This window comes from Methylophilus sp. (genome assembly GCF_052173275.1).
Classification (GTDB): Bacteria; Pseudomonadota; Gammaproteobacteria; order Burkholderiales; family Methylophilaceae; genus Methylophilus.
Genome location: NZ_JBQMUL010000002.1, coordinates 2,753,045 through 2,774,465 on the forward strand (window position 1 = coordinate 2,753,045; position 21,421 = coordinate 2,774,465).

Below are 21,421 nucleotides of genomic sequence, written 5' to 3' on the forward strand. Positions count from 1 at the left end.
CTTATATATAACGATATTGAACAACATGCTTCGCATTTTACCGCTTAACGCCCTGCTCACGCGCGCTTTTATTTTTATCGCCGCGCTCACCTTGAGTGCTTGTGCTATTTTTGGTGATCCAAATCCGCTTGACGAAACCAAAGGCTGGCCTGAACAACGCCTGTACGCCGCTGGCCAGGAAAAAATGGTGGATAAGAATTACGATAAGGCGATCGATTACTTCCAGAAGCTGGAAGCGCGTTATCCACACGGGGCTTATGCCACTCAGGCACAACTTGAAGTAGCTTATGCTTACTACAAGAAATCCGAGCCGGTATTATGTTTATCCGCCGTTGACCGCTTTATCAAGCTGCATCCTAACCACCCTAACCTGGATTACGCCTACTACCTCAAAGGCCTGGCGACGTTTAATGAACGTGGTGTGATCGAGAAATACACCAAGCAAGAGATTAATGACCGTGACCCGAAAACGCTGCGCGTGTCATTCAATGCTTTCAAAGAACTGGTAGAGCGCTTCCCTAACAGCCGTTACGTCAAAGATGCCACACAGCGCATGATTTTCCTGGTCAACACGCTGGCCCTGCACGAGATGCATGTCGCGCGTTACTACATGCAACGCAAAGCCTATGTCGCTGCGGTGAACCGCACTAAATATGTGCTCGAGACTTACCCTAACTCCAGCGCAGTTGAGGATGCACTGGTGACCATGATCAGCGCCTATGACGCCATGCACCTGGATGACCTCAAGGAGGACACCTTGCGTGTGCTTAAAACCAACTACCCGGAAAATCCTATGATCACCGGGAAAATCAACGAAGACGAAAAAGTCTGGTGGAAATTCTGGGAAAGCCTTTACCAATAATAAGCTGAAGCCTGTCAGAAGCTATAAAAAAGCGCCAATCTTATGGCGCTTTTTTTATTTCGTACCCCGCTTATTTGGCGGATTCACATGTCACTACGCGCTTTAGCTTTTGCCGCCAGTGCATCCACGGCAAAAGCTTCCAATTCAAAAGGATTGTCATAATACATATGGCGCCCGTTCAGCTTTTGCCAAAGCCCGGCCAGTAAATAAGCCGGGATAAATAAAATGCCCCAGCGTTCGGCCTGCCTGACATGCACATGTTCATGCGGCCTTAGCTGCTCCAGCCTGCCCGCGGAAAATCCCAATATCACATGCCCTAATGCAATGGCCGCAAACCCCCTGCGCATAAACCAAAGGGCAAGTTTTCCGCCATGCACTTCCAGCACGCCCTGCGCGACCCTCAGTTTTGCGCCGCACGACAGCCACAAAATAGCCGCGACCACCCCCACCAGCGTGGTAGGCAATGCCCATAAAAAAATCAGCAAACGCATCAACTGAGCACCCTTTTCTTCAACAACGCTGATGATTAACAATACTTACCAACCACGCATATTGACAGTCATACCACCCCAACCTATCATGTTGAGAATAGTTATCATTAGTAATGATTACCCTCATGCCCACTGTGGATGCGCCACCGCAACATCAAGTTCATACGCTTTACCAGTCGCACCATGCCTGGCTAGTCAGTTGGTTAAAACGGCGTTTAGGCTGCATCCATCATGCCAATGACCTTGCTCATGATACCTTTCTGCGTCTGATTACCAAATCCTTAAATGTCCCTCATCTCGATGAGCCGCGTGCTTTCCTGAGTACCATCGCGCATGGCTTGATGGTAGACCAGTTTCGCCACAAGGCAGTTGAGCAGGCTTATTTGCAAACTATCATGCATTTGCCTGCCGCCATGGCCCCTTCGCCAGAAGAACAACTCGCCATGTTGGAAACCCTGTGGCAACTCGATCAATTATTAAATGGCCTGAAGCCAGTGGTGCGCACGGTATTCCTGCTCTCAAAACTGGAAGGGCTGACTTATATTGAGATCGCTGAAACAATGAAGGTTTCATTGCGCACCGTTGAAGCGCATATGGCGGTTGCCTTAAGGCATGTCCTGCTGACACGGACTAGCGCATAAGAGATTGATCAGCGCCATGTCTGCTCTCGCTCACTCCCTGCCCGATAAAAAAGAGATTCCTCCTGAAGTGATGGAAGCACTGATCACGTGGTCAGTCAAGCTCAGTTCAGGCACAGCCAGTGCAGAAGATGAACATAATTTTCAACAATGGCGAGCCCAAGACCCCATGCATGAAGCCGCCTGGCAAACATTACATGCGATGGAGCAGACCTTGAATGCGGTGCCGGCCACATCCAAAGCATTATTGACCCAGACCATCGCCCTGGTCGATCAACAATCGCAGCGTGCTGCCAAACGCCAGGGCGCGTTCAAGCAACTGGGCATAGGCGCGATTGCACTGGTGACGCTTTCGTTACTGGTGAACCAGCTTGGGCCGTGGCATCAGGAATCGCATTTTGCTACGCCAGTAGGTCAAAGGGCGACCTACACCCTTTCTGACGGCACGACCTTAACGCTGAATACCGATACTAGCGTCGACATCCATTACGCATTACTGAAACGTGAAATCGTCCTCAACAACGGCGAGATCTATCTGGAAACAGGTAAAGATACACAGGCACTATTCGGCCGCCGCGCCTTCTGGGTCAATACCAAACAGGCCAGTTTAGAAGCCATAGGCACGCGTTTCTCGGTCTATCAGCAACAGGCCAGCACCCGCCTGCATATGAGCGAAGGCATTGTGGCCATGCACACAGAGGCGCATCCGCCAGTACGCGCTTATGCGAATGAATCCTACAGTCTGCAGGGATCACCGGCCTTACCGTTAAAAGAAACCTTGCAGGCACAAGACCCCATGGCCTGGTTAGACGGTGTCATCGTGGCGAAACAAATGCGTCTGGACGCCCTGGTGTCTGAGTTATTACGTTATCAGGCGCTGCCGGTGACTTACGATGCCGAAGTAGCCAAGCTCATCGTATCTGGCGTATTTCAGCTTAATCGTGCCGACCCGGCAGAGCATGCCTTGCAAACCATTGCTCAAACGCTGCCGATACGCGTGACCAGGCAAGCTGATAGTATTGTGATCAGAAAAAAATAATCTGAGAAAATCTGCGGGTTTTTTCAGAGCTATCCGGCATAGGGTTATTTCTCTTTTACTGATAGAGGTCTAACCTGATGCAAGCACGCACCCATCGCAAAAAACCATCTCTTAAACGGCAGCTTTCTGCGGCATTCCATACGGTATTACTCACAGGTTTTGCCAGCAGCCTGACGCTTACTTCAGCCGTGACCGCGTATGCTGAAGAAAGCCAGGTATTCGATTTCCAGCTACCCGCCGGCACACTGGGAGACGCACTCAATACATTAGCCAGGCAATCTGCCATCAGCCTGACTTTTGATGCGGCACAGGTCAAAGGGAAATCTGTCCCTGCGCTTAAAAAACAATTAACGCGTGACCAGGCGCTGCAGCAATTGCTTAAAGATACAGGCTTGCAAGCCAGACCAGCCAATGGCGCGGTCATCATTGTCCCGCGTCCGGTCACTCAGCATACTGATACGCTACCTGAGGTCGCCGTTCAAGCCAGCCGGTCACACTCCCCCAGCGACTTGCCTGAGGTGTTTGCCGGGGGCCAGGTAGCAAAAGCCAGCCGCATGGGCATTATGGGCAACGTCGATATCTTTAAAACCCCGTTCAGTACGCAGAGCTTTACCGAAGAGTTCGCCCTGGACCAGCAGGCACGCCGCCTGGCGGATATTGTGGCGGTAGACCCTTCCGTACGTAGCGCCATGGCTGAATATGGCGATAGCGAAACCTACCATATCCGTGGTTTTCCGTTGTTCACCAACCAGGTGGGTATTAATGGGTTGTACGGCATGACAGAACTGCGCCGCATCGCACCAGACTTTTACGAACGTGTCGATGTCCTGAAAGGCCCGGCTTCCATGCTCAATGGCAGCAGCCCGTTTGGCGTCACCGGCGGCAACATCAACCTGGTCTCGAAACGCGCTGGTGACACTCCGCTCAACCGTTTCACAGCCAGTTATATTTCAGATAGCCAGTTTGGCGGGCATCTGGACCTCGGCCGCCGCTTTGGCGAGGACAACGCCTGGGGCGTACGCCTGAATGCACTGGCTCGCGAAGGCGACACGCCGATCAGCCGTCAATCCGACCGCATGTATATAGGTTCACTGGCGGTGGATTATCGTGGTGAAAAACTGACCGCCAGTTTCGACCTAGCTAGCCAGGACCGTCTCACAAAGGGTTATTCCGCCAACATTCAGTATAACCCGGGGTTTGCGCTGCCACGTGCACCACAAAATGATAAAAACTTTGTCAATGACTGGGAGTTTTTCAAAGGTGACTCCCATTACTGGATGACCAAAATAGAATACGAGTTTAATCCTGCCCTCACCGCTTATATCAATTACGGCCAGGCCAAAGGCAATGAAGAGTATTTTTATGCAGGCGCCACCGCTCGCGTTTTGGTCAATAGTGCTGGTAATTTCACTGCTGGTGTCGGCGGATATCGCGGCTACTACGAAGTGGATACCTATGAGGTCGGACTACGTGGGCAGATGCAACTTGGTAGCGTGAGTAACAACTATGCCTTGACCTACACTGACTTTGATCGGACTGCTGGGGGTTTAACTGTTCGTGGAGCCAACTATACTGGCAATATATACCAAAGCCCAAACCTGCCAAAACCCACGGTCAATTATGGTGCGATTCCTCAAAATGGCGATTTGCAATTACATAGTGTCGGCCTGGTGAATACCTTCGGCTTCCTTGAAGACAATCTGCTGCTAACTCTGGGTGCCCGCCACCAGTCACTCTATAGCGGCATTTTTACCTCTGGCGTCAAAACAAATGCTTATGACGAAAGCAAAGTCACGCCTACTGCTGCCCTGCTCGCAAAACTGGGCAATTACTCTGTGTATGGCAACTACAGTGAGGGTCTGTCACAAGGCTCTGTCGCACCGAACACAGCAGCCAACGCTGGCGAAAGTTTGCCGCCATTTGTCGCAAAACAGCAAGAAGTTGGTGTGAAGTATAACGCTGGAACATTTGGCGTCACTGCAGCCGTTTTTCAGATCACTCAGCCCAGCACATTCACCAATGCCGCCCGTCGACTGGTGGCAGATGGCGAACAGCGCAACCGTGGCCTGGAGCTGTCTACCTTTGGTCAGCCATTCAGTGGCGTGCGCTTGCTAGGTGGCGTGACATTTATCGACCCGGAGCAGACTAAAACGCTCAATGGGGTGAATGATGGTAAAGACGCAGTCGGCGTGCCAAAAGTGAGCGTCGTGATCAATGCTGAATATGATATGTTTGCCATCCCTGGCCTAACCTTGACCGGCCGCATTTCCAGTTTTGGCGAAGCACAAGCCGATGTCGCGAATACTCAAAGCATTCCAGGCTGGACCACGTTTGATGCAGGGGCACGATACGCCACCCAGATCTCAGGCAACAAAGTCACTTTCCGCGCCAACATCATGAACCTGGCAAACAAGGATTACTGGAACTCAGTGTCACGCAGCTTTATCACCATGGGCGCACCTCGCACCGCACTGATCTCGGCAACCATTGATTTCTAGTACAGGCTGTTTGACGATCTTCTACTCTTAAAAAAATGGCGGCCTGTTGCGACCAGGGCGCCATTTCTCTTAAACTCAGGTTTAAAAACGTCTTAAATCTGCCTGGGTGCAAACATAATAATCGCCATACCCAACATGGCGACTGCTGCGCCTAGCATATCCCAGCCAGTCGGGCGTATGCCATCTACCAGCCATAGCCATACAATAGCCACGCAGATATACACACCACCATAGGCAGCATACACACGGCCAGCCGCCGTCGGTTGCAAGGTCAGCAACCACGCGAATACCGCCAGGCTGATTGCGGCAGGGACAAGCAGCCAGGCGCTTTTGCCTTCCCTCAGCCAAAGGTAAGGCAGATAGCAACCCACGATTTCCGCTACGGCGGTGCAGGCGAACAGCAACAACGTTTTAAACACTACATTCCTTCGTCATGGGTGTGACTGATTTCAAAGGCCACTTTTGCGTCAAACTTTGCCATCCCACTAGCGCTGCAATGTTTGATGCTGTGACTGAGTCCACAATGCCGGCCAGGTTAAGCAAGCAATCGCGAGTGTGGAACCAAAACTACTCCTGCTCTGAGATCAGCAGCTGGTTCTGGTCCGTTTTCAGGTAGAAAGTACCGTTCGCATCAATCTGGATCGCGCGGATACGGAAATCACTGAGTACCGGCTCCGCATATACCAGCGTTGTGCCCTCACGGCGTATGCGGTACAGCGTTGTGTTACCCATGCCTGCCACAAACAAATCGTTATCCCAAAAATCATTGCGTCCGGTAGGTGGATATTTAGCCAGCGGGCCGATGCCGATGGAGGGTACAAAGGTCATCAACGGTTTTTCATGGCCTTCGTGGCTGTTGAATTTATTGCCGTAATAGCCACTCATGCCATCACGTTCATAAATGGTGCCGTAACTGACAATCGGCCAGCCATAGTTCTTGCCACGCTTGATCAGGTTGATCTCATCGCCGCCACGTGGCCCATGGTCGGTTAACCACAGCTCATTGCTTTCCTTATCGTAAAACAGCCCCCCAGAAGGTGAACGGAAGCCGGTCGCGTAGACTTCGGCATTCAATCGCTGCAAATCGATACGCATGACTTTGCCTAAGGAAGTGGTCTTATCCTGCACACGGTCCGGCTTAGAGAAATCGCCTATACTCAAATACAAGGTACGTTCGTTCTCGCCCAGCGCCAGCTTGCCGCCGACCTGGTGGCCCAGAATAGGCTCTTTGATCGCCGGGCGGCTGATGTAGATTTCGCGGTCAAAACTCACTTCGCTGTTTTCTACATCCACCGCAAACTCGCTGACAGCCAGGCGCACGCCATTGGTCACCTCATCCCAGGCGGTATATGCCACATATAGCGTTTTGCCAATCAGCAGCGAATCTTTCACGCCAGAAAGCTCCTTGCAATACACCAGTTGCTTGCTACTGCTCTCATCCGCCGAAGTGTCGCCGCCGGGGATAAACTTTGCCAATTGCTTGCCGGGTTTGACTAACTCCAGCGTTTCATTCTGGCGCACAAAATAAACATCGCCACATTTGCTGATAAACAAAAATAAATGTTTATCCAGGCGCTCAAACGGCCCGCTGGGATATTGGTCCTCAAAAGGCAGTTTGTAGACTTTGAGGGGTTGCGTGCCAAATACCGAACTGATTCTTGGCGGCTCGGGTTCTTTGTTGGCTTCTTTATCCGCTTCTGCTGCATCACTACCTGAAAGCAGCAACCTTGGCACGACGCCATCGCCGGCATGCGCGACAGGCTGCAACATTTGCCAGCTCACACCCAACCATAACAGGCTGAGTAATAAATACTTTAAAAATAGAGGTTTTGATTTTTTCTGATTCAGGGCACGCAAAGCTGGATACTCCATTCTTATGATTGCATTCGAGTTGCAAGCAGCAAGAAAAGTTTATATAAATGTATTATAAAAATATTTTTTATATTTAAAATCAATTAAATATTAATTCTTATTCATGTAGTTTGTGATGATAATTTTTAGCAATAAAGCAGAAATCATCACTGCCCACGCCACCAGGGCTAATCGAATAAACAAAGCAAAGCTGTCTTGCTGACAGATCTGGCCTAGGGCGGGGTCTAATCCATCGCAGCCAAATGCCACTACAGCAAACGCAAAACCGGGCCCGAGATGCAAAATGGCGAGCCCATAAATCAAAGCACGTAACAAGTGTGTTCCAGTCTTAAAGTGATTAACCCTGAATGGGTCATCCTGACGTGACTGGATGACCAAGCATGCATGATTTTGAATATAGATAAAATACGTTTTTTTACTCAGCTGCGTTTATACATAAAGGCAGCCACTGTGCTTATGTTAATGCTTGAGTTAACGCTTGAAAGCCAGCACAAAGACACCCACCGCCACCAGCGCCACACCCAGCCATTCGCGGCCTGAAAGGCGCTCGCCCAAAAACACGAAAGCAAACACGGCCACCAGTACCAGGCTGAATTTATCTACTGGTGCGACTTTAGAGGCTTCCCCCAGCTGTAGTGCTCGAAAATAACATATCCAGGAAGCCCCGGTTGCCACTGCGGACAAAACCAGGAATAACAACGACCTCGCGGGCAACGCCAGCGGGTTACTCCACTTGCCGGCAAACCAGACAAAAGGCGCCAGCACTGCCGCAATGACCACCGTGCGGATCAGGGTGGCAAAGTCAGAATCCATGCCGTGGATGCCGATTTTGGCAAAGATGGCAGTTAACGCTGCAAAGCAGGCCGAAAGTGCAGCCCAGAAAAACCAGTCAGTGATCATCTTGTTTAATCGACATTCTGGCCTATGCGCCACAACACACCGGCAGGGTCAGCAATACAGAAATCACGCATGCGCCAGGGTTGCAGCGTGATTGGCCAGATCTTCACGCCATATGTTGCAACGACGCCGCTTTCCTCAACCTTTGTCCACCAGGCATCTACGTCTTCCACCAGCAAATGCATCATGTAATTCTCAGCAAAGCCTTCGGCACAAAAATCTTGCAATAAAAAACTCGCATGCTCGTAGTGAAAATAAGCGACACCGCCGCCCTCTGAGGCCATGGTGAAGCCGATATCACGATAAAATTGCTTGGATAATTCAAAATCTTTGGCAGGCACAAATGCCTTGATTTCGGTGACTTTCAAATTTGCCATGATTGAGTGTCGCCTCCCTGTTTTTTTATATCGCTGAATGGCACAAGTATAAATCAAGCTCACGTTTTGCGTGTAGCCGCCGCATACTCATCATGCAATGCCATGGCTACCTGGCCTATCAATACGAGGGGCAATGGTTGATTGAGCGGGAAGGATAAATTGCCTTTTTTGCCGCGATAGGCTTGCAAGGCTTTGATTAGTCCCAGATCCTGAGTGACGGGTGGATAGATACCAATGTGCTGCTTGAATGCTGCAAAGTAGAAAAACAATCGTTTGTTGCCGCGAAACGCAGGCATTTGATAGCTGATGCATCGCGTGGATTCTGGTAGCCATGTTTCAACTACCTGCTGAATAGCAAGCATTAAAGCCTGGATCTCGGGACTCAGGCTTTCCATATATTCTGCATGTGCGTCAAAGGCCACCGGTCATTCCTGAGATCAGTTATTCAATCGTTTTGCACACTTTGCAACAGGGCGCTTAATCTTCCGCCGACCAGTCCGGATTCCACACCACTTCCCAGAGATGCCCATCCGGGTCCTGGAAATAGCCGCCATAACCTCCCCAAAAAGTAGTTTGTGCGGGTTTCACAATCGTCGCTCCACTTATTAAGGCTTGCGCCATTAGCGCATCCACTGCAGCTTTGGAGCCAACATTGTGCCCAATTGAAAAAGCGGGAGAATTCTGGGTACGCTCCTTCGATGAAACAGGCAAAGAAGTATCATGCGCCAGGCTTTCACGTGGCCAGATGGCCAGTTTCAAGCCCCCTTCCAGCTCAAAGAAGACTACGGCACCATGCTCAAACTCGGTACCCATGAGGCCTTCAGTGGTCAGCCCCAAGCCATCGCGGTAAAACTTTAGCGAGACTTGCAGGTTATCCACGGCAAGCGTGATGATACTGATACGCGGCTTCATGCCTTATCTGAGCAGAATGTAAATGCAGGTCGCCAGCGAGGCAGTAGAGAGCCCCAGCGACAAAAACAGCATGGTTTTATAGGCAGTGACTTGCTTCTGCGCTTTTTGTGCGGCCGCTTCAATGCCCTTAATCGCCAGCTGCATCTTCTCAGCCAGCACATGCAGGGATTCTGCATTCTGGATCGCCGCCGATTGCAATTCCTCAATCTGCTTGGCTAGCACAGGGTCGACCTTGGCGACCTCAGGCTTGGGCGTAAATGCTGGAATGGCGGCAGTAGCCACTTGCGCGATATAAGGCGCGAATGCCGTGATGATAGGTAAAAACTGAATAGCCACTTGGACCTCTCTAACTTTATTTTACTTTAGCTTATAGTACGGGCTGGGATGGTGTACGTCCAGCCTAAATGTGGTCTATGTCTAGCCTGAATCAGGCTGCGTTAATCATGAATCAGCCGCGCCGTGCTGCTTCAATGGCTGCAATATCAATTTTTTGCATCTGCATCATCGCCTTGAAAGCGCGTTTTGCAGCTGCAGGGTCGGGGTCAGCGATCGCTGCCGTTAATGCGCGTGGCGTGATTTGCCATGAAATGCCCCATTTGTCTTTACACCAGCCACAGGCGCTTTCTTCTCCGCCATTTTCAACAATGGCGTGCCATAAGCGATCAGTTTCGGCCTGGTCATCCGTGGCCACCTGGAAAGAGAATGCCTCATGGTGTTTAAAAGCTGGGCCGCCATTCAGGCCCAGGCAAGCAATGCCCATCACAGTAAACTCCACGGTCAATGCATCGCCTTGTTTACCAGAGGGATAGTCACCCGGCGCGTAAGTCACTGCACCCACACTGCTATCAGGGAAAGTGGCAGCATAGAATTTGGCCGCTTCCTGCGCGCCACCATCGAACCAGAGGCAAATCGTGTTTTTAGCCACCATGTTTTCTCCTTTAACACCCACTTTTTTCCATATAGTTGTTCAGGCTTTTAATCTTGACTGAAATTCAGGAACACAAGTTCTTGCCAACTGGGTTTAATATTTATTAAATCAGTATCCTACAATGATTATATTTAATAATTATTGATATTTTTCAGTATTTAATTTAAATTTAGTGCACCTTTTTAAAAGTTTAAAATCATGGATAGTGCACCTTTACAATCGCCTCAGCCAAAACTGTTTCCCAGCATTATTGAGCGTCTTGCCGCGCTTGAATATAGCCAGCGTACTGAGGAATCGTATATCCAGTGGATCAAACGCTTTATTACATTCCATGGCAAGCGCCATCCCCGCGAGATGGGATCAGAAGAAATTGAAGCCTATTTAAACCATTTAGCCACTGATAAAAAGGTGTCGGCCAGCACGCAAAGCCAGGCCAAAAGCGCGTTACTGTTTTTATATAAAGAGGTTTTGCAGCACGCATTACCTGCCATGGAAAACCTGATCAAAGTCAAAGCAGACAAGCGTTTGCCAGTGGTCTTGACCAAGCATGAGGTGCAGGCGGTTCTTTCACGGCTGGATGGCAGCATGTGGCTGATGGTGAGTTTGTTGTATGGCAGCGGTTTGCGCGTGATGGAGTGCTTGCGCTTGCGCATTGCCGATATTGACTTTGACCGGCTGGAGCTATTGGTGCGCGATACCAATGGCTATAAAAATCGGATCACTTTACTGCCCGCCAGTTTGGTGGAACCCTTAAAAGCACACTTGCAGGAAGTGGCGTTGTTGCATGAGGAAGATTTAGCCAAGGGCTTTGGCGAGGCCAGCTTGCCAGCGGGCCTGGCAAAAAAATATCCTGAGGATGGCAAAACGTTCACCTGGCAATATGTGTTCCCCTCCAGCAAACTCTCGGTAGACCAGCGAAGCGGTGCGGTGTATCGCCACCATGCAGATGAGAAAACCGTGCAACGTGCGGTGAAAAAAGTAGCCAAGCAGGCAGACATCAACAAGGAAGTGACGCCGAATACATTGCGTCACAGCTTTGCGACCCATTTGCTGCAAGGCGGGCAAGACGTGCAGACGGTGCAGGCATTACTCGGGCATGCCGATGTGAGCACCACCATGATTTATACGCAAGTGGTCAATACCGGCGGGCGCGGTGTCGCCAGCCCGCTGGATGTGATTTAGCCACCTTGTTTATAGCCTTCAGGCGGCAGATGGGAAATGCCTGATGCCGATCAGGCTGGCGAACTGTGTGGCTGGCATGGGCTTGCCGAACAGGCTGCCCTGCCCTTCTTCGCATTGTTTCTCTTTTAAATAGTGATACTGGCTTTTGGTTTCTATGCCTTCGGCAATCGTGTGCAGGTCAAAGCCGTGGGCGATATCCAGCGTGGCACACACCACAGAATCGTCCTGTTTGTGTTCCAGCATGCCATGCACAAATGAGCGGTCGATCTTGATGCGAGTCAGCGGATAGGTTTTCAGCAGACTGAGCGAGGCATAGCCAGTACCGAAATCATCAAAAGCGATCCCTACGCCATAGATCTTCAGCTTGCGCAGCGCGTTTAATACCACCTCATCATTGTCCAGCGCAATATTTTCAGTGATCTCCAGCTCCAACGCCTCTGGCGGCAAGCCATGCCTGGCCAGTACATCCATCACTTCCTGCACTACATTGCCGACGTGGAATTGTGCTTCAAACAGGTTGACACCGATACGGAACTCGCTGGCGCCGTTCCGCCGCCAGTAAGCGGCTTGCGCACAGGCCTCATCCAGTATCCAGGAGCCGACAATGGCGGCCAATGGGCCATCTTCAAGGGCGGGCAAAAACGAGATGGGCGTTAACACACCGCGCTTGGGATGGTGCCAGCGTAACAAAGCTTCTGCGCCTATCACCGCGCCGGTATTTAAATTCACCTGTGGCTGGTAATAGAGCAGAAATTCGCCCTGATCCACCGCCCGGTGCAATTCCATCGCGTACAACCGACGCGCCACCGCCTCCATACGAAGTGCTGGTGTAAACAGGAACACCCGGCCGCGACCGGACATTTTGGCCTTGAACAAGGCCAGGTCGGCATCGCTGACCAGTTCCAGCGCTTCCTGTGCATGCAGTGGCGCCAAAGCCACGCCACAGCTGGCGGCGACACGCACTTCATGTCCGTCTATCAGGATAGGCATGGCGATCTGCTGGATGATTTTCTCAGCCAGCTCCATGGCCACTTCGGCATTCACAATATTAGGCACCACAATGGCAAACTCATCACCGCCAATGCGGGCGGCCAGCCCTGGCACATTGACCAGCTGCGCCAATTGCACAGCCACTTGCTTGAGTACCGCGTCACCCAGCGTATGCCCCAGGGTGTCGTTCACGTCTTTAAAGCCATCCAGGTCTATCATAAACACGGCAGCCGGTTTAGGCACCGTTAAGGTGTCTTCTACCACGCGGTAAAAACGCGCGCGGTTGGCCAGGCCTGTCAGTAAATCAACATTGGCTCGCAGCCGCAGTTCGGCCTCTTCCATACGCTGCTCAGTAATGTCTTTGAGGATAGCCTCAAACCGCATCTTGCCGGACTCTTTCCAGGCAAACAGTGAAAACCCGAGCAGGAAGCGAGTGCCATCCTTGCGCAAGCCTGATATCTCGGAAAACGTATCCAGATGGCCCAGCGTATCGGCGGCCACGGCTTTGGCGATGGTTTCATGCAGGATAGAACGATCCCGTTCCGGCACCAGCATGTCGACCGACTGATTTACGCCTTCCGACAGCGAATAGCCGTGTGAAAGTGCCGCTGCCGCGTTCCAGGCAATGATTTGTAGTTGTTCATCAAACCAGACCACAGGCGTGGTTGAATTACCGGCATATTTCTCGAAAGTCGGTCTATGGCGGTTGCTGGAGGTTTCAATGCGCCGCAGTTCAAGCCGGTCTGACACGATATGCGCCAGTTCGAGTAATCTGCGTTGGTCATCTTCAGAAAAATTCAAATGCGGCTTGTTATCGATGACACACAAAGCGCCAAGTGAGAGCCCGCCTGGCGAGCGTAGCGGAACACCGGCGTAAAATCGCACATTGGCATCCCCGGTGACCAGCGGATTGTCGTGAAAGCGCTCATCCAGCGTGGTATCCGGCACCACCATGATCTGCGCCTGGTTAATGGCATGCGCACAAAAAGACACGTCCCGCCGCATATCTGTTTCGCCCACACCGACTGCCGCTGCAAAAAACACATGGTCGCTGCCTATCATATTGACCGCAGCCACCGGCATATCAAACATGCGTGCGGCAATTTGCACAATCGGGTCTAAACTCGGCACCAGCCCTTCATCGTCAAACCCATGTTCATATAAAGCGGCAAGCCGCTCTTGTTCATTGGCCAATACTGCAGGGCACTTCACTGCCTTCTCCTTAAAACGAGTGCTGTCTATCTGGGCGTATGGGTATACGGCCTATACGTTGATAAAAGTATAGACATAATCACATATATTTACACCAATTTTATTTCACGAATATTAATTCGCGCGAGTCACAGCTGGCAATGTCTGGCGGGATGATAGCCATGAGGCTCAGGATCAGAAAGATCCTGAGTGGTGGATGAACGGAGATTATTTCTGCTTGCCGTCGCCAATATGGGTTTGCCCGCGCGACTTGGCCAGTTTGACCTGTTTTTGCCGCTCGCGCAGAGAATCCCTTTTTTCAGCAGACAGCTTATCGTAACAATAGGGGCACGAAATACCTGCCTCATATTGCTCGCTGTGCATTTCTTCCTGGGTCAGTGGCATGCGGCAGGCATAGCATTGATGATGGTCGCCGACCTCCAGCCCATGCTTGACCGCCACGCGCTGGTCAAATACAAAGCAATCGCCTTCCCACAGGCTTTCTTCCTTAGGCACGGTCTCAAGGTACTTGAGAATCCCGCCCTGCAAGTGGTACACCTCTTCAAACCCTTGCTGCTTCATAAATGAGGAGGCTTTTTCACAGCGGATACCGCCGGTACAGAACATGGCGACTTTTTTGTGTCTGGTGTTATCCAGGTTATCAGCCACATATTTGGGAAACTCACGGAAGGTAGTGGTTTTGGGGTCCACCGCGCCTTTAAACGTGCCGATATGCACTTCGTAATCGTTACGCGTGTCCAGCAAAATCACGTCCGGGTCAGAGATGATCGCATTCCAGTCTTCCGGCTTCACGTAGGTACCCACCACGTCGTTCGGGTCTACCCCTTGTACCCCCATGGTGACGATCTCTTTTTTCAGTTTGACCTTCATACGATAAAACGGATGACTGTCAGCCCAGGATTCTTTATGTTCCAGTGCCGCCAGGCGCGGGTCACTGCGCAAATAGGTCAAAATGGCGCGGATATCGTCCGGCTTGCCGGCAATCGTGCCGTTGATGCCTTCATTCGCCAGCAATAAAGTGCCTTTAATGCCCAACATCAGGCATTGTTCGAGGATAGGTTGCTGCAGGTCTTGGTAATTATCCAGCGTGACGAATTTATACAGCGCGGCGGTGAGGTATTGACTCATTTGCAAAATAGCTTTGTTTCAAAGAGTGGCATTTTAACACCCTAAGCCGCTGAATGAAAAAGACAAATATGCAAAAAACAAACGGGCATCGCGCCCGTTTGATAAATATTGATCCAAATCAAAAGATTATTGGATCACTAAAATTTCTGCCTTGCCCAGGCCGCCCATATCGCCCATCCAGCGTTGCACACGCAGGCTGGAAATTTCGGCAAACTGGCTATCGAGTAATTTAAACGATTTATACAGGATATTCAGGAAAGGTAATTGATGCAGCCCGCAATCGATCCAGGTCGCCTGTGGCGCAGGCTGTTTTGCCAGCAACAAGGTGCCGCGCTTCATGCCATACCCAAGGTAGGCACCGGTCGTGCCGAGTACACCCAGTGTTCCCGCCATCATGTCAGAGGCGCAATAATCACCGGCATCGCCTTCTATCAGCAACATGCCTCTGCGCATACGGTCACCTGCACGCGCACCGGCATTGCCTTTGCAGATCAGCACGCCCTGCTGCATCTGGGCGCCTAAAAAGTCACCGGCATCCTGCTCAACAATCACTTGGCCTAGTGTCATGCCGAAACCGATATAGGCATGCTGAGCATTGGTGTTTTTAAAGACCACCTGCAAGGCGTCATTGCTGTTATCCACGCTGATATCAAACACTTCACCAGCAGTGAGGTTTTTCGCCAGCTTGATCGCAGCGATTTCAGCAACTGTCTTAGCCTGCAGGGTTTGCGGCGCCAAGGCACGGCAATCAATGCTGCGTGTGATGGGCTTTGCAGTTAAAGTGATGATACTCATGCGACCTCCCCGCTTAAAATCGGGCGCAGTTTAAAATGATGTTGTCCCAGTTTGCCACCGTAGTTACCGGCAGAAATACGCAGAATGCCATTGTCCTTGCCCAGGCCGCAGGCCGCTTCAATACCGGCTTTCATGGAGACGGCAATATCTTCAAATGTCAGGCCATTCACAACGATCTCCATCACGCTTTCGACGCGCGGGTCGAGCTCGGTCTTGACCACGCCTTTCAGGGTCGGGCAAAACGCATCATTGGTACTGGCAAACATTTTCGGGTATTTGCTACCGACTTTAGAACCTGACCGCACCACCCCACCCGGAAACGGCATGATCACATTGGTGAACTTGCGCATGGCGTCAATCGCCGCTTCACAGGCTGTCAGCACTTGTGCCTGGCTGGTACCCAGCACCAGAAAGTTACCGCCGCCGATCGCGCGTACCATGCCGGTGGTCTCCTCAGTGAGAAACTCGCCATCCATGACAGGGATACGCCAGTAGCGCTTGAGTTTGCCCGCTGAATTAGGGATCTGCTTGGAGATCTGGTTGCCATCGCCAAAAAAGCGTAAATGCTTGCCCAGGCTGATCATGTCTTCTGACTCGATGCCAGCAAACGCTGCCGCTGTCGGGCAAGTCAGGATACATTGCCCCATGCGGGTTTCCAGTTGCTGCATCAGCACTTTGCTACCCATGGCAAACAGCAATACGCTGACGCCGGGGCGGCCATCAGGCGTTTCATCCGCCGTCAGTTCGCGCTCTATGCCCGCCTCTACCCCGCAACCGATCACGCTGGTGGCAAAACCGGTCATGGCATTGGCTGCGTTATAAGCCCAGCGCAAGTTTTGCGCAGTGATCAGCACGCGCGTAGCGCGCATATTAAATGCTTCCGCAAAGGTGTCGTCTATTTCTACGCCGTTGATAATCATCATGCCCCCTGCAGATGATTAATGACATGGTTGCGGCCATCTTCCGCAATATGGTCATTACTGATTTTGAAGTGTTGCATCTGCATGGTGTGGTAACGATCAAAATACTGCTTGATGTCTTTTTCCACACCCAGGTCAAATGCAGGCTTGGCGGTATGGGTCGCACCCCACACCACTTTGATGACTTTGCCCTCTTTCACGACCAGCTCACCATCCTTGAACACCAGGTCTGGCTTGGCGAACATGGCTTCCTTGTCGGGTTGTTCTGTATATACCGTAATATCTGCGGCAGCGCCTATGCCTAAATGGCCACGATCGTGCAGGCCTATCAGTTTGGCGGGCGCAGCGCGGGTCATGACGGCGATTTCATACAGGCTATATTCCCTGTCCAGCGCCTTGAGGTTACTCATGGCTTGCGCGTCCAGGTTCAGCTTGTCAAACGCTTCATTGCGGAAAGTCCTGTCCATCAGCAATCGGATCAGATGCGGATAGCTGGTAAACGGTGCACCATTAGGGTGATCTGTGGTCAGGAAGACGCGCCATGGGTCGTCTACACTCAGGAAAATCTCCAGGCCTATCGCCCACTGCAGCGCGTTGACGTAGTTTTCATCGCGGTACTTGAATGGCACAACCCCGCAACCGGCATCGCATTCAATATCCATGATCACAGATTTTTTCGGGTTAGCGACTTTGGCATTCAAATGCTGCATCATGTTGTCGCCAGAAGCAGTCACGGTCTGGCCAAACAGGATCTGGCCGACATCGGCAGTGATATGTTTGTTTTTATTGATGGCTTCGGCAATATTGGCCGCCGCTGAAGAGAATTTCTTGTCGCCCTCAGTACCATAGCTATGAAACTGGATATGCGTTAAATGCATAGGGACGCCATCACTGGCACCCATGGTGTCCAGCGTGGTCTGGAAGTTGCCTGCCACGCCCAGGTTGTTACAGTGCACATGCAAAGGCTTGGCAATGCCAAGCTCATTCACGGCACGGCTCAAGGCCTGCAAAATACGGCGCGGCGTGATGTGATAATGGCTGTGTTGCTGGTCCAGATCCTGGCGGCGCTCGTTGAATTTAAACGCAGAGATACCGCCCGGGTTCACCACTTTAATGCCTATGGTTTGGGTGGCGTGCAAGGTCCAGGCGACATAATCATTAATGGTTTTCTGGTCCGCATTCTGGCTGAGCAAACGCAACAGGTAATCATCGTTACCAAGCATGGCGTATCCGCCTTTGTCTATCATGGGCGTATCGCCCATTTCCATATGCGCCTGACGTGCGTTCACGGCCAGGATCGCCGGCTCGAACGCAGCGGTGTAGCCCATTTCGATGTAACGCATGCCGGTGTCAGTGGTATTCGGCGTGGCATGGTGGCTACAATTCGCGCCGCAGATGTGTGCTTCCGGTTCCTGCAGGCGGCGCATATCCTGGTACTCAGGCAGCAGCATGCGTGCGATATTCACTTTACCGCCACCAATGTGGCTGTGCATATCAATCGCACCGGCCATCACGATCTTGCCGTTCAGCTCATGCGCCTGATCTATTTTTTCAGTCTCGGCCGGTTTGGCGATAATCCGTCCGTCACGGATGTAGATATCTTCCAATTGACCATCTTTGTTCTGGGTCGGATCGATCACCCTGGCATTTTTGAGTAACGTAATCATGCCGACTTCCCTTCATTCACTAACGCTTTTTCTATCAATGCAACCACATGCGATAAGGTAGGTACATCAGAAGGCTTTGCCGCTGTCAGCGGCAATGTCACCGAGCCATCGACGCGGAATTGCTGGCCACCGGTATCCAACCCTGGTGTCGCAACCGGGATAAATACCGCAGGTGGTATTGTGAAAATGCTATCAGGCGCGCCCAGTACGATGACGGGTGACACCTCGGCAGGCGGCATGGCCTCAGGGCTATAGCTATTCACCCACACTACGGCATCATGTTCCTGCCAGTCTGGTGCATCGATAATCACGCCATTGAGCCAGGTATGCGCGTAATTGACACTGGTATCACCATCGCTGCCGCCTAGTGACAAGCCCATGGCACGTGATTTCTGGTTGAGCGCAACCACGGTTTCGGTAATATTTTCGATGGTTAATTCAGCGTGGTCGTAATGCAGGTCTTTGGAGACCCAGACCAGCGTAGCGTATTTGGCTGCCTTCAGGGTTTCTGCCAGTGCCTGCAAGGTGCTGATCGCAACGCCAGCCACGCTTTCACCGGCAACTGGCTTATTCATGACCAGTGCACGCAAGGCAGACACCACTTGCGGTAATTGTTCAGATGGGCAGGCAATCACTTGTGGCGCACGGCCATCCGGTGCAGTGCCGGCCTGCGTTTTCAGTTTGTCGCCGCCCAGGAAAATGATCTGGCGGGCAGCAGGCTCGGTAAACATCGCTTCCTCTACCCACACCACGCGTTCAAAAAAACGTGCGTTGTGGCTGACCACATCAGTGCCTATCATCAGGATCACATCAGCACGGTTACGCACTTCGGTCAGTGTGGTGGTTTGCCAGCCGCGGTGCTGCAACACTTTCATATTGCGCAGCGTGCTGGCGGCATTCAGGTGCGTCATGGCTGCACCGTTCTGGTTGGCCAGGCTGACCAGTGCACGTGCACCATGCACATCGGTGCTGCTACCGGCGATCAACGGTGCTTTGGCTTGCTGCAACAACTCTGCCGCAGCAGCAACAGCCTCAGCCAGAGAGGCTGGTTGACCATTGATCTGTGGCGGCGTATTGACAGTCTTGCGCGCGTAAAATTTTGCTGCTTTGCCACACGAAAACTGCTGTCTGGCAATCGCATCCTCCGAAATATCGTCACATAGCAAGCCACAGGCTGGGCAGGCATGCAAACTCTGTTCTGTATTTATCATGAGTGGAAAGATCTCTCGTTTACGTTGAAAAAGCCAACGCCATCGTTGAAAACCATCACATCATACAAACATCTATAGGGTATGGATAGAAAAAATAAAGCGGGGAATGCGCGTTATTTAAGCTGTTAAAAGTAAACATGCCGGCGATAAGCAAGCAAGGCGTCCGCAATGAATACACAAACAATCCGCAATCAAGGTTTATCTATCACGTTAAAAATAGTAGAATAGTCGTTTGATTTTTCTTGTTAATTAACTACACATTGGAGTTTCCATGGCTTTAGAGCGCACACTTAGCATTATCAAACCAGACGCTGTTGCAAAAAACGTGATTGGTCAGATCTACACCCGTTTTGAAAACGCCGGTTTGAAAATCGTGGCTGCTAAATTCACGCAACTGACACAAGCTGAAGCCGAAGGCTTTTATGCTGTGCACAAAGAGCGTCCTTTCTTCAACGACCTGGTCAAATTCATGATCTCCGGTCCTGTGATCATCCAGGCGCTTGAGGGTGAAAATGCAGTGTTGAAACACCGTGACCTGATGGGTGCAACTAACCCTAAAGATGCAGCACCTGGCACTATCCGTGCTGACTTTGCAGAAAGCATTGATGCGAACGCTGTTCACGGTTCTGACTCACTGGAAAATGCAGCAATCGAAATTAAATACTTCTTTGGTTAATTTACTCAATCTTAACCAGCCGCAACTCGCCGATTACTTTAGCAGTATCGGCGAGAAGCCTTTCCGCGCCAAGCAACTGATGCGCTGGATGCATCACTTCGGGGTGTTAGACCTCGATCAGATGACAGACATCGCCAAAGTCCTGCGTGAAAAATTACGCCAGGAAGCCGAATTCAAATTACCTGATGTGCAGTTGGAGCAAATTTCCGACGATGGCACACGTAAATGGCTGATTGGCACCAACAACCTTAAAGACGGTACGGCCAACAGCGTAGAAACCGTGTTTATCCCCGAAGACGACCGTGGCACCTTGTGCATTTCCAGCCAGGTCGGCTGCGCACTCGAATGCACGTTCTGCAGCACCGGGCGCCAGGGTTTTAACCGCAACCTGAGCGTGTCTGAAATCATCGGCCAATTATGGGTCGCCAACCACTCATTGCGCCAGGCTGAAGGCTACAACCTGTTATCTGCCAGTGACCGTATCATTTCCAACGTGGTCATGATGGGCATGGGCGAACCGCTGGCCAATTACGATAATGTCGTCACCGCCATGCAGATCATGCTGGATGACAGCGCCTATGGCTTAAGCCGCCGCCGCGTAACCTTATCGACCAGCGGCATGGTCCCAGCGATGGACAGATTAAAAGAGGATTGCCCGGTCGCGCTCGCCGTCTCATTGCACGCACCGAATGACGCTTTGCGTGATGAGATCGTCCCTATTAACAAAAAATACCCGATCAAAGACCTGATGGCAGCCTGTGAGCGCTACCTGGTCAAGGCGCCGCGTGATTTTGTGACGTTTGAATATGTGATGCTGGATGGCGTGAACGACAGCATTGAGCATGCCAGACAGTTGCTGGATGTGGTGCGTAATGTGCCTTGCAAATTCAACCTGATCCCGTTCAACCCTTTTCCTAACAGCGGTTACGGTACTTCCAAGCCCATGCAGGTGCGTGCTTTTCGTGATATGTTAATGCAAGCTGGCTATGTCGTAACCGTCCGCAAAACCCGTGGTGAGGACATTGATGCCGCTTGCGGCCAGCTGGCGGGCAAGGTGCTGGACAAAACCCGTCGAACAGAAAGAACCATTGCCATTCAACCTGGTGCGATTCAAACTGGCCAATAA

Annotated in this window: 23 protein-coding genes; 7 read left to right on the forward strand and 16 right to left on the reverse strand. The window is 51.4% G+C overall.

Annotation, left to right across the window (positions count from 1 at the left end; translation table 11 throughout):
• Positions 1 to 25: 25 nt before the first annotated feature.
• The gene (locus tag ACTS9Y_RS14375; RefSeq protein WP_442586595.1) at positions 26 to 862 is read left to right on the forward strand and encodes an outer membrane protein assembly factor BamD; all 837 of its coding nucleotides are present in this window, start codon (positions 26 to 28) and stop codon (positions 860 to 862) included.
• 83 nt (positions 863 to 945) lie between these two features.
• On the opposite strand, the gene ACTS9Y_RS14380 is transcribed toward ACTS9Y_RS14375, so the two are convergent.
• Entirely contained in the window at positions 946 to 1,353 is a 408-nt protein-coding gene (locus tag ACTS9Y_RS14380; RefSeq protein ID WP_442586596.1) for a hypothetical protein, read from the reverse strand.
• A gap of 113 nt (positions 1,354 to 1,466) precedes the next feature.
• Here ACTS9Y_RS14380 and ACTS9Y_RS14385 point away from each other — a divergent pair, with 113 nt between their 5' ends.
• The 3 genes from ACTS9Y_RS14385 (at position 1,467) to ACTS9Y_RS14395 (ending at position 5,528) form a co-directional block, all read left to right on the forward strand.
• The gene (locus ACTS9Y_RS14385; protein WP_442586597.1) at positions 1,467 to 1,994 is read left to right on the forward strand and encodes a sigma-70 family RNA polymerase sigma factor; all 528 of its coding nucleotides are present in this window, start codon (positions 1,467 to 1,469) and stop codon (positions 1,992 to 1,994) included.
• A gap of 16 nt (positions 1,995 to 2,010) precedes the next feature.
• Complete coding sequence (locus ACTS9Y_RS14390; RefSeq protein WP_442586598.1) at positions 2,011 to 3,030, forward strand: FecR family protein; 1,020 nt, start codon at positions 2,011 to 2,013, stop codon at positions 3,028 to 3,030.
• A gap of 77 nt (positions 3,031 to 3,107) precedes the next feature.
• Entirely contained in the window at positions 3,108 to 5,528 is a 2,421-nt protein-coding gene (locus tag ACTS9Y_RS14395; RefSeq protein ID WP_442586599.1) for a TonB-dependent siderophore receptor, read from the forward strand.
• Positions 5,529 to 5,620: 92 nt separating this feature from the next.
• Here ACTS9Y_RS14395 and ACTS9Y_RS14400 read toward each other — a convergent pair whose 3' ends face one another.
• The 9 genes from ACTS9Y_RS14400 to ACTS9Y_RS14440 all read right to left on the reverse strand — a co-directional run bounded on the left by ACTS9Y_RS14400 (position 5,621) and on the right by ACTS9Y_RS14440 (position 10,514).
• A complete protein-coding gene (locus ACTS9Y_RS14400; protein WP_442586600.1) occupies positions 5,621 to 5,947 on the reverse strand; it encodes a YnfA family protein in 327 nt (108 codons plus the stop codon).
• Between the two features lie 148 nt (positions 5,948 to 6,095).
• Positions 6,096 to 7,385: a PQQ-dependent sugar dehydrogenase gene (locus ACTS9Y_RS14405; protein WP_442586601.1), complete on the reverse strand. Its 1,290-nt coding sequence runs from the start codon at positions 7,383 to 7,385 to the stop codon at positions 6,096 to 6,098.
• 105 nt (positions 7,386 to 7,490) lie between these two features.
• Complete coding sequence (locus tag ACTS9Y_RS14410; protein WP_442586602.1) at positions 7,491 to 7,715, reverse strand: hypothetical protein; 225 nt, start codon at positions 7,713 to 7,715, stop codon at positions 7,491 to 7,493.
• A gap of 156 nt (positions 7,716 to 7,871) precedes the next feature.
• Positions 7,872 to 8,300, reverse strand: coding sequence for an EamA family transporter (locus ACTS9Y_RS14415; RefSeq protein WP_442586603.1), 429 nt, complete (start codon positions 8,298 to 8,300; stop codon positions 7,872 to 7,874).
• Between the two features lie 5 nt (positions 8,301 to 8,305).
• Positions 8,306 to 8,674 carry a VOC family protein gene (locus ACTS9Y_RS14420; protein ID WP_442586604.1) on the reverse strand — a complete coding sequence of 123 codons (369 nt, stop codon included), beginning with the start codon at positions 8,672 to 8,674 and terminating at the stop codon, positions 8,306 to 8,308.
• Positions 8,675 to 8,733: 59 nt separating this feature from the next.
• Entirely contained in the window at positions 8,734 to 9,069 is a 336-nt protein-coding gene (locus tag ACTS9Y_RS14425) for an iron chaperone (RefSeq protein ID WP_442586605.1), read from the reverse strand.
• A gap of 82 nt (positions 9,070 to 9,151) precedes the next feature.
• Positions 9,152 to 9,586 carry a VOC family protein gene (locus ACTS9Y_RS14430; RefSeq protein WP_442586606.1) on the reverse strand — a complete coding sequence of 145 codons (435 nt, stop codon included), beginning with the start codon at positions 9,584 to 9,586 and terminating at the stop codon, positions 9,152 to 9,154.
• A 3-nt stretch (positions 9,587 to 9,589) separates the two neighbouring features.
• Positions 9,590 to 9,922, reverse strand: a complete 333-nt coding sequence (locus ACTS9Y_RS14435) for a hypothetical protein (protein ID WP_442586607.1) — start codon at positions 9,920 to 9,922, stop codon at positions 9,590 to 9,592.
• Between the two features lie 112 nt (positions 9,923 to 10,034).
• Positions 10,035 to 10,514 carry a VOC family protein gene (locus tag ACTS9Y_RS14440; protein ID WP_442586608.1) on the reverse strand — a complete coding sequence of 160 codons (480 nt, stop codon included), beginning with the start codon at positions 10,512 to 10,514 and terminating at the stop codon, positions 10,035 to 10,037.
• Positions 10,515 to 10,712: 198 nt separating this feature from the next.
• Between ACTS9Y_RS14440 and ACTS9Y_RS14445 the strand changes: the two genes are divergently transcribed.
• Positions 10,713 to 11,696, forward strand: a complete 984-nt coding sequence (locus tag ACTS9Y_RS14445) for an integron integrase (RefSeq protein WP_442586609.1) — start codon at positions 10,713 to 10,715, stop codon at positions 11,694 to 11,696.
• Between the two features lie 18 nt (positions 11,697 to 11,714).
• Here ACTS9Y_RS14445 and ACTS9Y_RS14450 read toward each other — a convergent pair whose 3' ends face one another.
• The 6 genes from ACTS9Y_RS14450 to ACTS9Y_RS14475 all read right to left on the reverse strand — a co-directional run bounded on the left by ACTS9Y_RS14450 (position 11,715) and on the right by ACTS9Y_RS14475 (position 19,619).
• The gene (locus tag ACTS9Y_RS14450; protein WP_442586610.1) at positions 11,715 to 13,898 is read right to left on the reverse strand and encodes a putative bifunctional diguanylate cyclase/phosphodiesterase; all 2,184 of its coding nucleotides are present in this window, start codon (positions 13,896 to 13,898) and stop codon (positions 11,715 to 11,717) included.
• A gap of 207 nt (positions 13,899 to 14,105) precedes the next feature.
• Entirely contained in the window at positions 14,106 to 15,026 is a 921-nt protein-coding gene (gene trhO, locus ACTS9Y_RS14455; RefSeq protein WP_442586611.1) for an oxygen-dependent tRNA uridine(34) hydroxylase TrhO, read from the reverse strand.
• A gap of 126 nt (positions 15,027 to 15,152) precedes the next feature.
• Positions 15,153 to 15,821, reverse strand: a complete 669-nt coding sequence (locus tag ACTS9Y_RS14460) for a formylmethanofuran dehydrogenase subunit C (protein ID WP_442586612.1) — start codon at positions 15,819 to 15,821, stop codon at positions 15,153 to 15,155.
• The gene (gene fhcD, locus ACTS9Y_RS14465; protein ID WP_442586963.1) at positions 15,818 to 16,741 is read right to left on the reverse strand and encodes a formylmethanofuran--tetrahydromethanopterin N-formyltransferase; all 924 of its coding nucleotides are present in this window, start codon (positions 16,739 to 16,741) and stop codon (positions 15,818 to 15,820) included. Before fhcD ends, ACTS9Y_RS14460 begins: the two co-directional genes overlap by 4 nt.
• A complete protein-coding gene (locus ACTS9Y_RS14470) occupies positions 16,741 to 18,408 on the reverse strand; it encodes a formylmethanofuran dehydrogenase subunit A (protein WP_442586613.1) in 1,668 nt (555 codons plus the stop codon). Before ACTS9Y_RS14470 ends, fhcD begins: the two co-directional genes overlap by 1 nt.
• Positions 18,405 to 19,619: a formylmethanofuran dehydrogenase gene (locus tag ACTS9Y_RS14475; protein WP_442586614.1), complete on the reverse strand. Its 1,215-nt coding sequence runs from the start codon at positions 19,617 to 19,619 to the stop codon at positions 18,405 to 18,407. The genes ACTS9Y_RS14470 and ACTS9Y_RS14475 overlap by 4 nt, the downstream gene beginning before the upstream one ends.
• Positions 19,620 to 19,890: 271 nt before the next feature.
• Between ACTS9Y_RS14475 and ndk the strand changes: the two genes are divergently transcribed.
• Together ndk and rlmN are read left to right on the forward strand one after the other, a co-directional pair.
• Positions 19,891 to 20,295 (forward strand): nucleoside-diphosphate kinase, encoded by a 405-nt coding sequence (ndk, locus tag ACTS9Y_RS14480; RefSeq protein WP_442586615.1) that lies wholly within the window; start codon positions 19,891 to 19,893, stop codon positions 20,293 to 20,295.
• Entirely contained in the window at positions 20,288 to 21,421 is a 1,134-nt protein-coding gene (rlmN, locus tag ACTS9Y_RS14485) for a 23S rRNA (adenine(2503)-C(2))-methyltransferase RlmN (RefSeq protein ID WP_442586964.1), read from the forward strand. The genes ndk and rlmN overlap by 8 nt, the downstream gene beginning before the upstream one ends.

Coding starts and splice junctions, on each gene's coding strand:
- ACTS9Y_RS14375 (WP_442586595.1), top strand. CDS start 26: ATGCTTCGCATTTTACCGCTTAACGCCCTGCTCACGCGCGCTTTTATT.
- ACTS9Y_RS14380 (WP_442586596.1), bottom strand. CDS start 1,353: ATGCGTTTGCTGATTTTTTTATGGGCATTGCCTACCACGCTGGTGGGG.
- ACTS9Y_RS14385 (WP_442586597.1), top strand. CDS start 1,467: ATGATTACCCTCATGCCCACTGTGGATGCGCCACCGCAACATCAAGTT.
- ACTS9Y_RS14390 (WP_442586598.1), top strand. CDS start 2,011: ATGTCTGCTCTCGCTCACTCCCTGCCCGATAAAAAAGAGATTCCTCCT.
- ACTS9Y_RS14395 (WP_442586599.1), top strand. CDS start 3,108: ATGCAAGCACGCACCCATCGCAAAAAACCATCTCTTAAACGGCAGCTT.
- ACTS9Y_RS14415 (WP_442586603.1), bottom strand. CDS start 8,300: ATGATCACTGACTGGTTTTTCTGGGCTGCACTTTCGGCCTGCTTTGCA.
- ACTS9Y_RS14420 (WP_442586604.1), bottom strand. CDS start 8,674: ATGGCAAATTTGAAAGTCACCGAAATCAAGGCATTTGTGCCTGCCAAA.
- ACTS9Y_RS14425 (WP_442586605.1), bottom strand. CDS start 9,069: ATGGAAAGCCTGAGTCCCGAGATCCAGGCTTTAATGCTTGCTATTCAG.
- ACTS9Y_RS14430 (WP_442586606.1), bottom strand. CDS start 9,586: ATGAAGCCGCGTATCAGTATCATCACGCTTGCCGTGGATAACCTGCAA.
- ACTS9Y_RS14440 (WP_442586608.1), bottom strand. CDS start 10,514: ATGGTGGCTAAAAACACGATTTGCCTCTGGTTCGATGGTGGCGCGCAG.
- ACTS9Y_RS14445 (WP_442586609.1), top strand. CDS start 10,713: ATGGATAGTGCACCTTTACAATCGCCTCAGCCAAAACTGTTTCCCAGC.
- trhO (WP_442586611.1), bottom strand. CDS start 15,026: ATGAGTCAATACCTCACCGCCGCGCTGTATAAATTCGTCACGCTGGAT.
- ACTS9Y_RS14460 (WP_442586612.1), bottom strand. CDS start 15,821: ATGAGTATCATCACTTTAACTGCAAAGCCCATCACACGCAGCATTGAT.
- fhcD (WP_442586963.1), bottom strand. CDS start 16,741: ATGATTATCAACGGCGTAGAAATAGACGACACCTTTGCGGAAGCATTT.
- ACTS9Y_RS14470 (WP_442586613.1), bottom strand. CDS start 18,408: ATGATTACGTTACTCAAAAATGCCAGGGTGATCGATCCGACCCAGAAC.
- ACTS9Y_RS14475 (WP_442586614.1), bottom strand. CDS start 19,619: ATGATAAATACAGAACAGAGTTTGCATGCCTGCCCAGCCTGTGGCTTG.
- ndk (WP_442586615.1), top strand. CDS start 19,891: ATGGCTTTAGAGCGCACACTTAGCATTATCAAACCAGACGCTGTTGCA.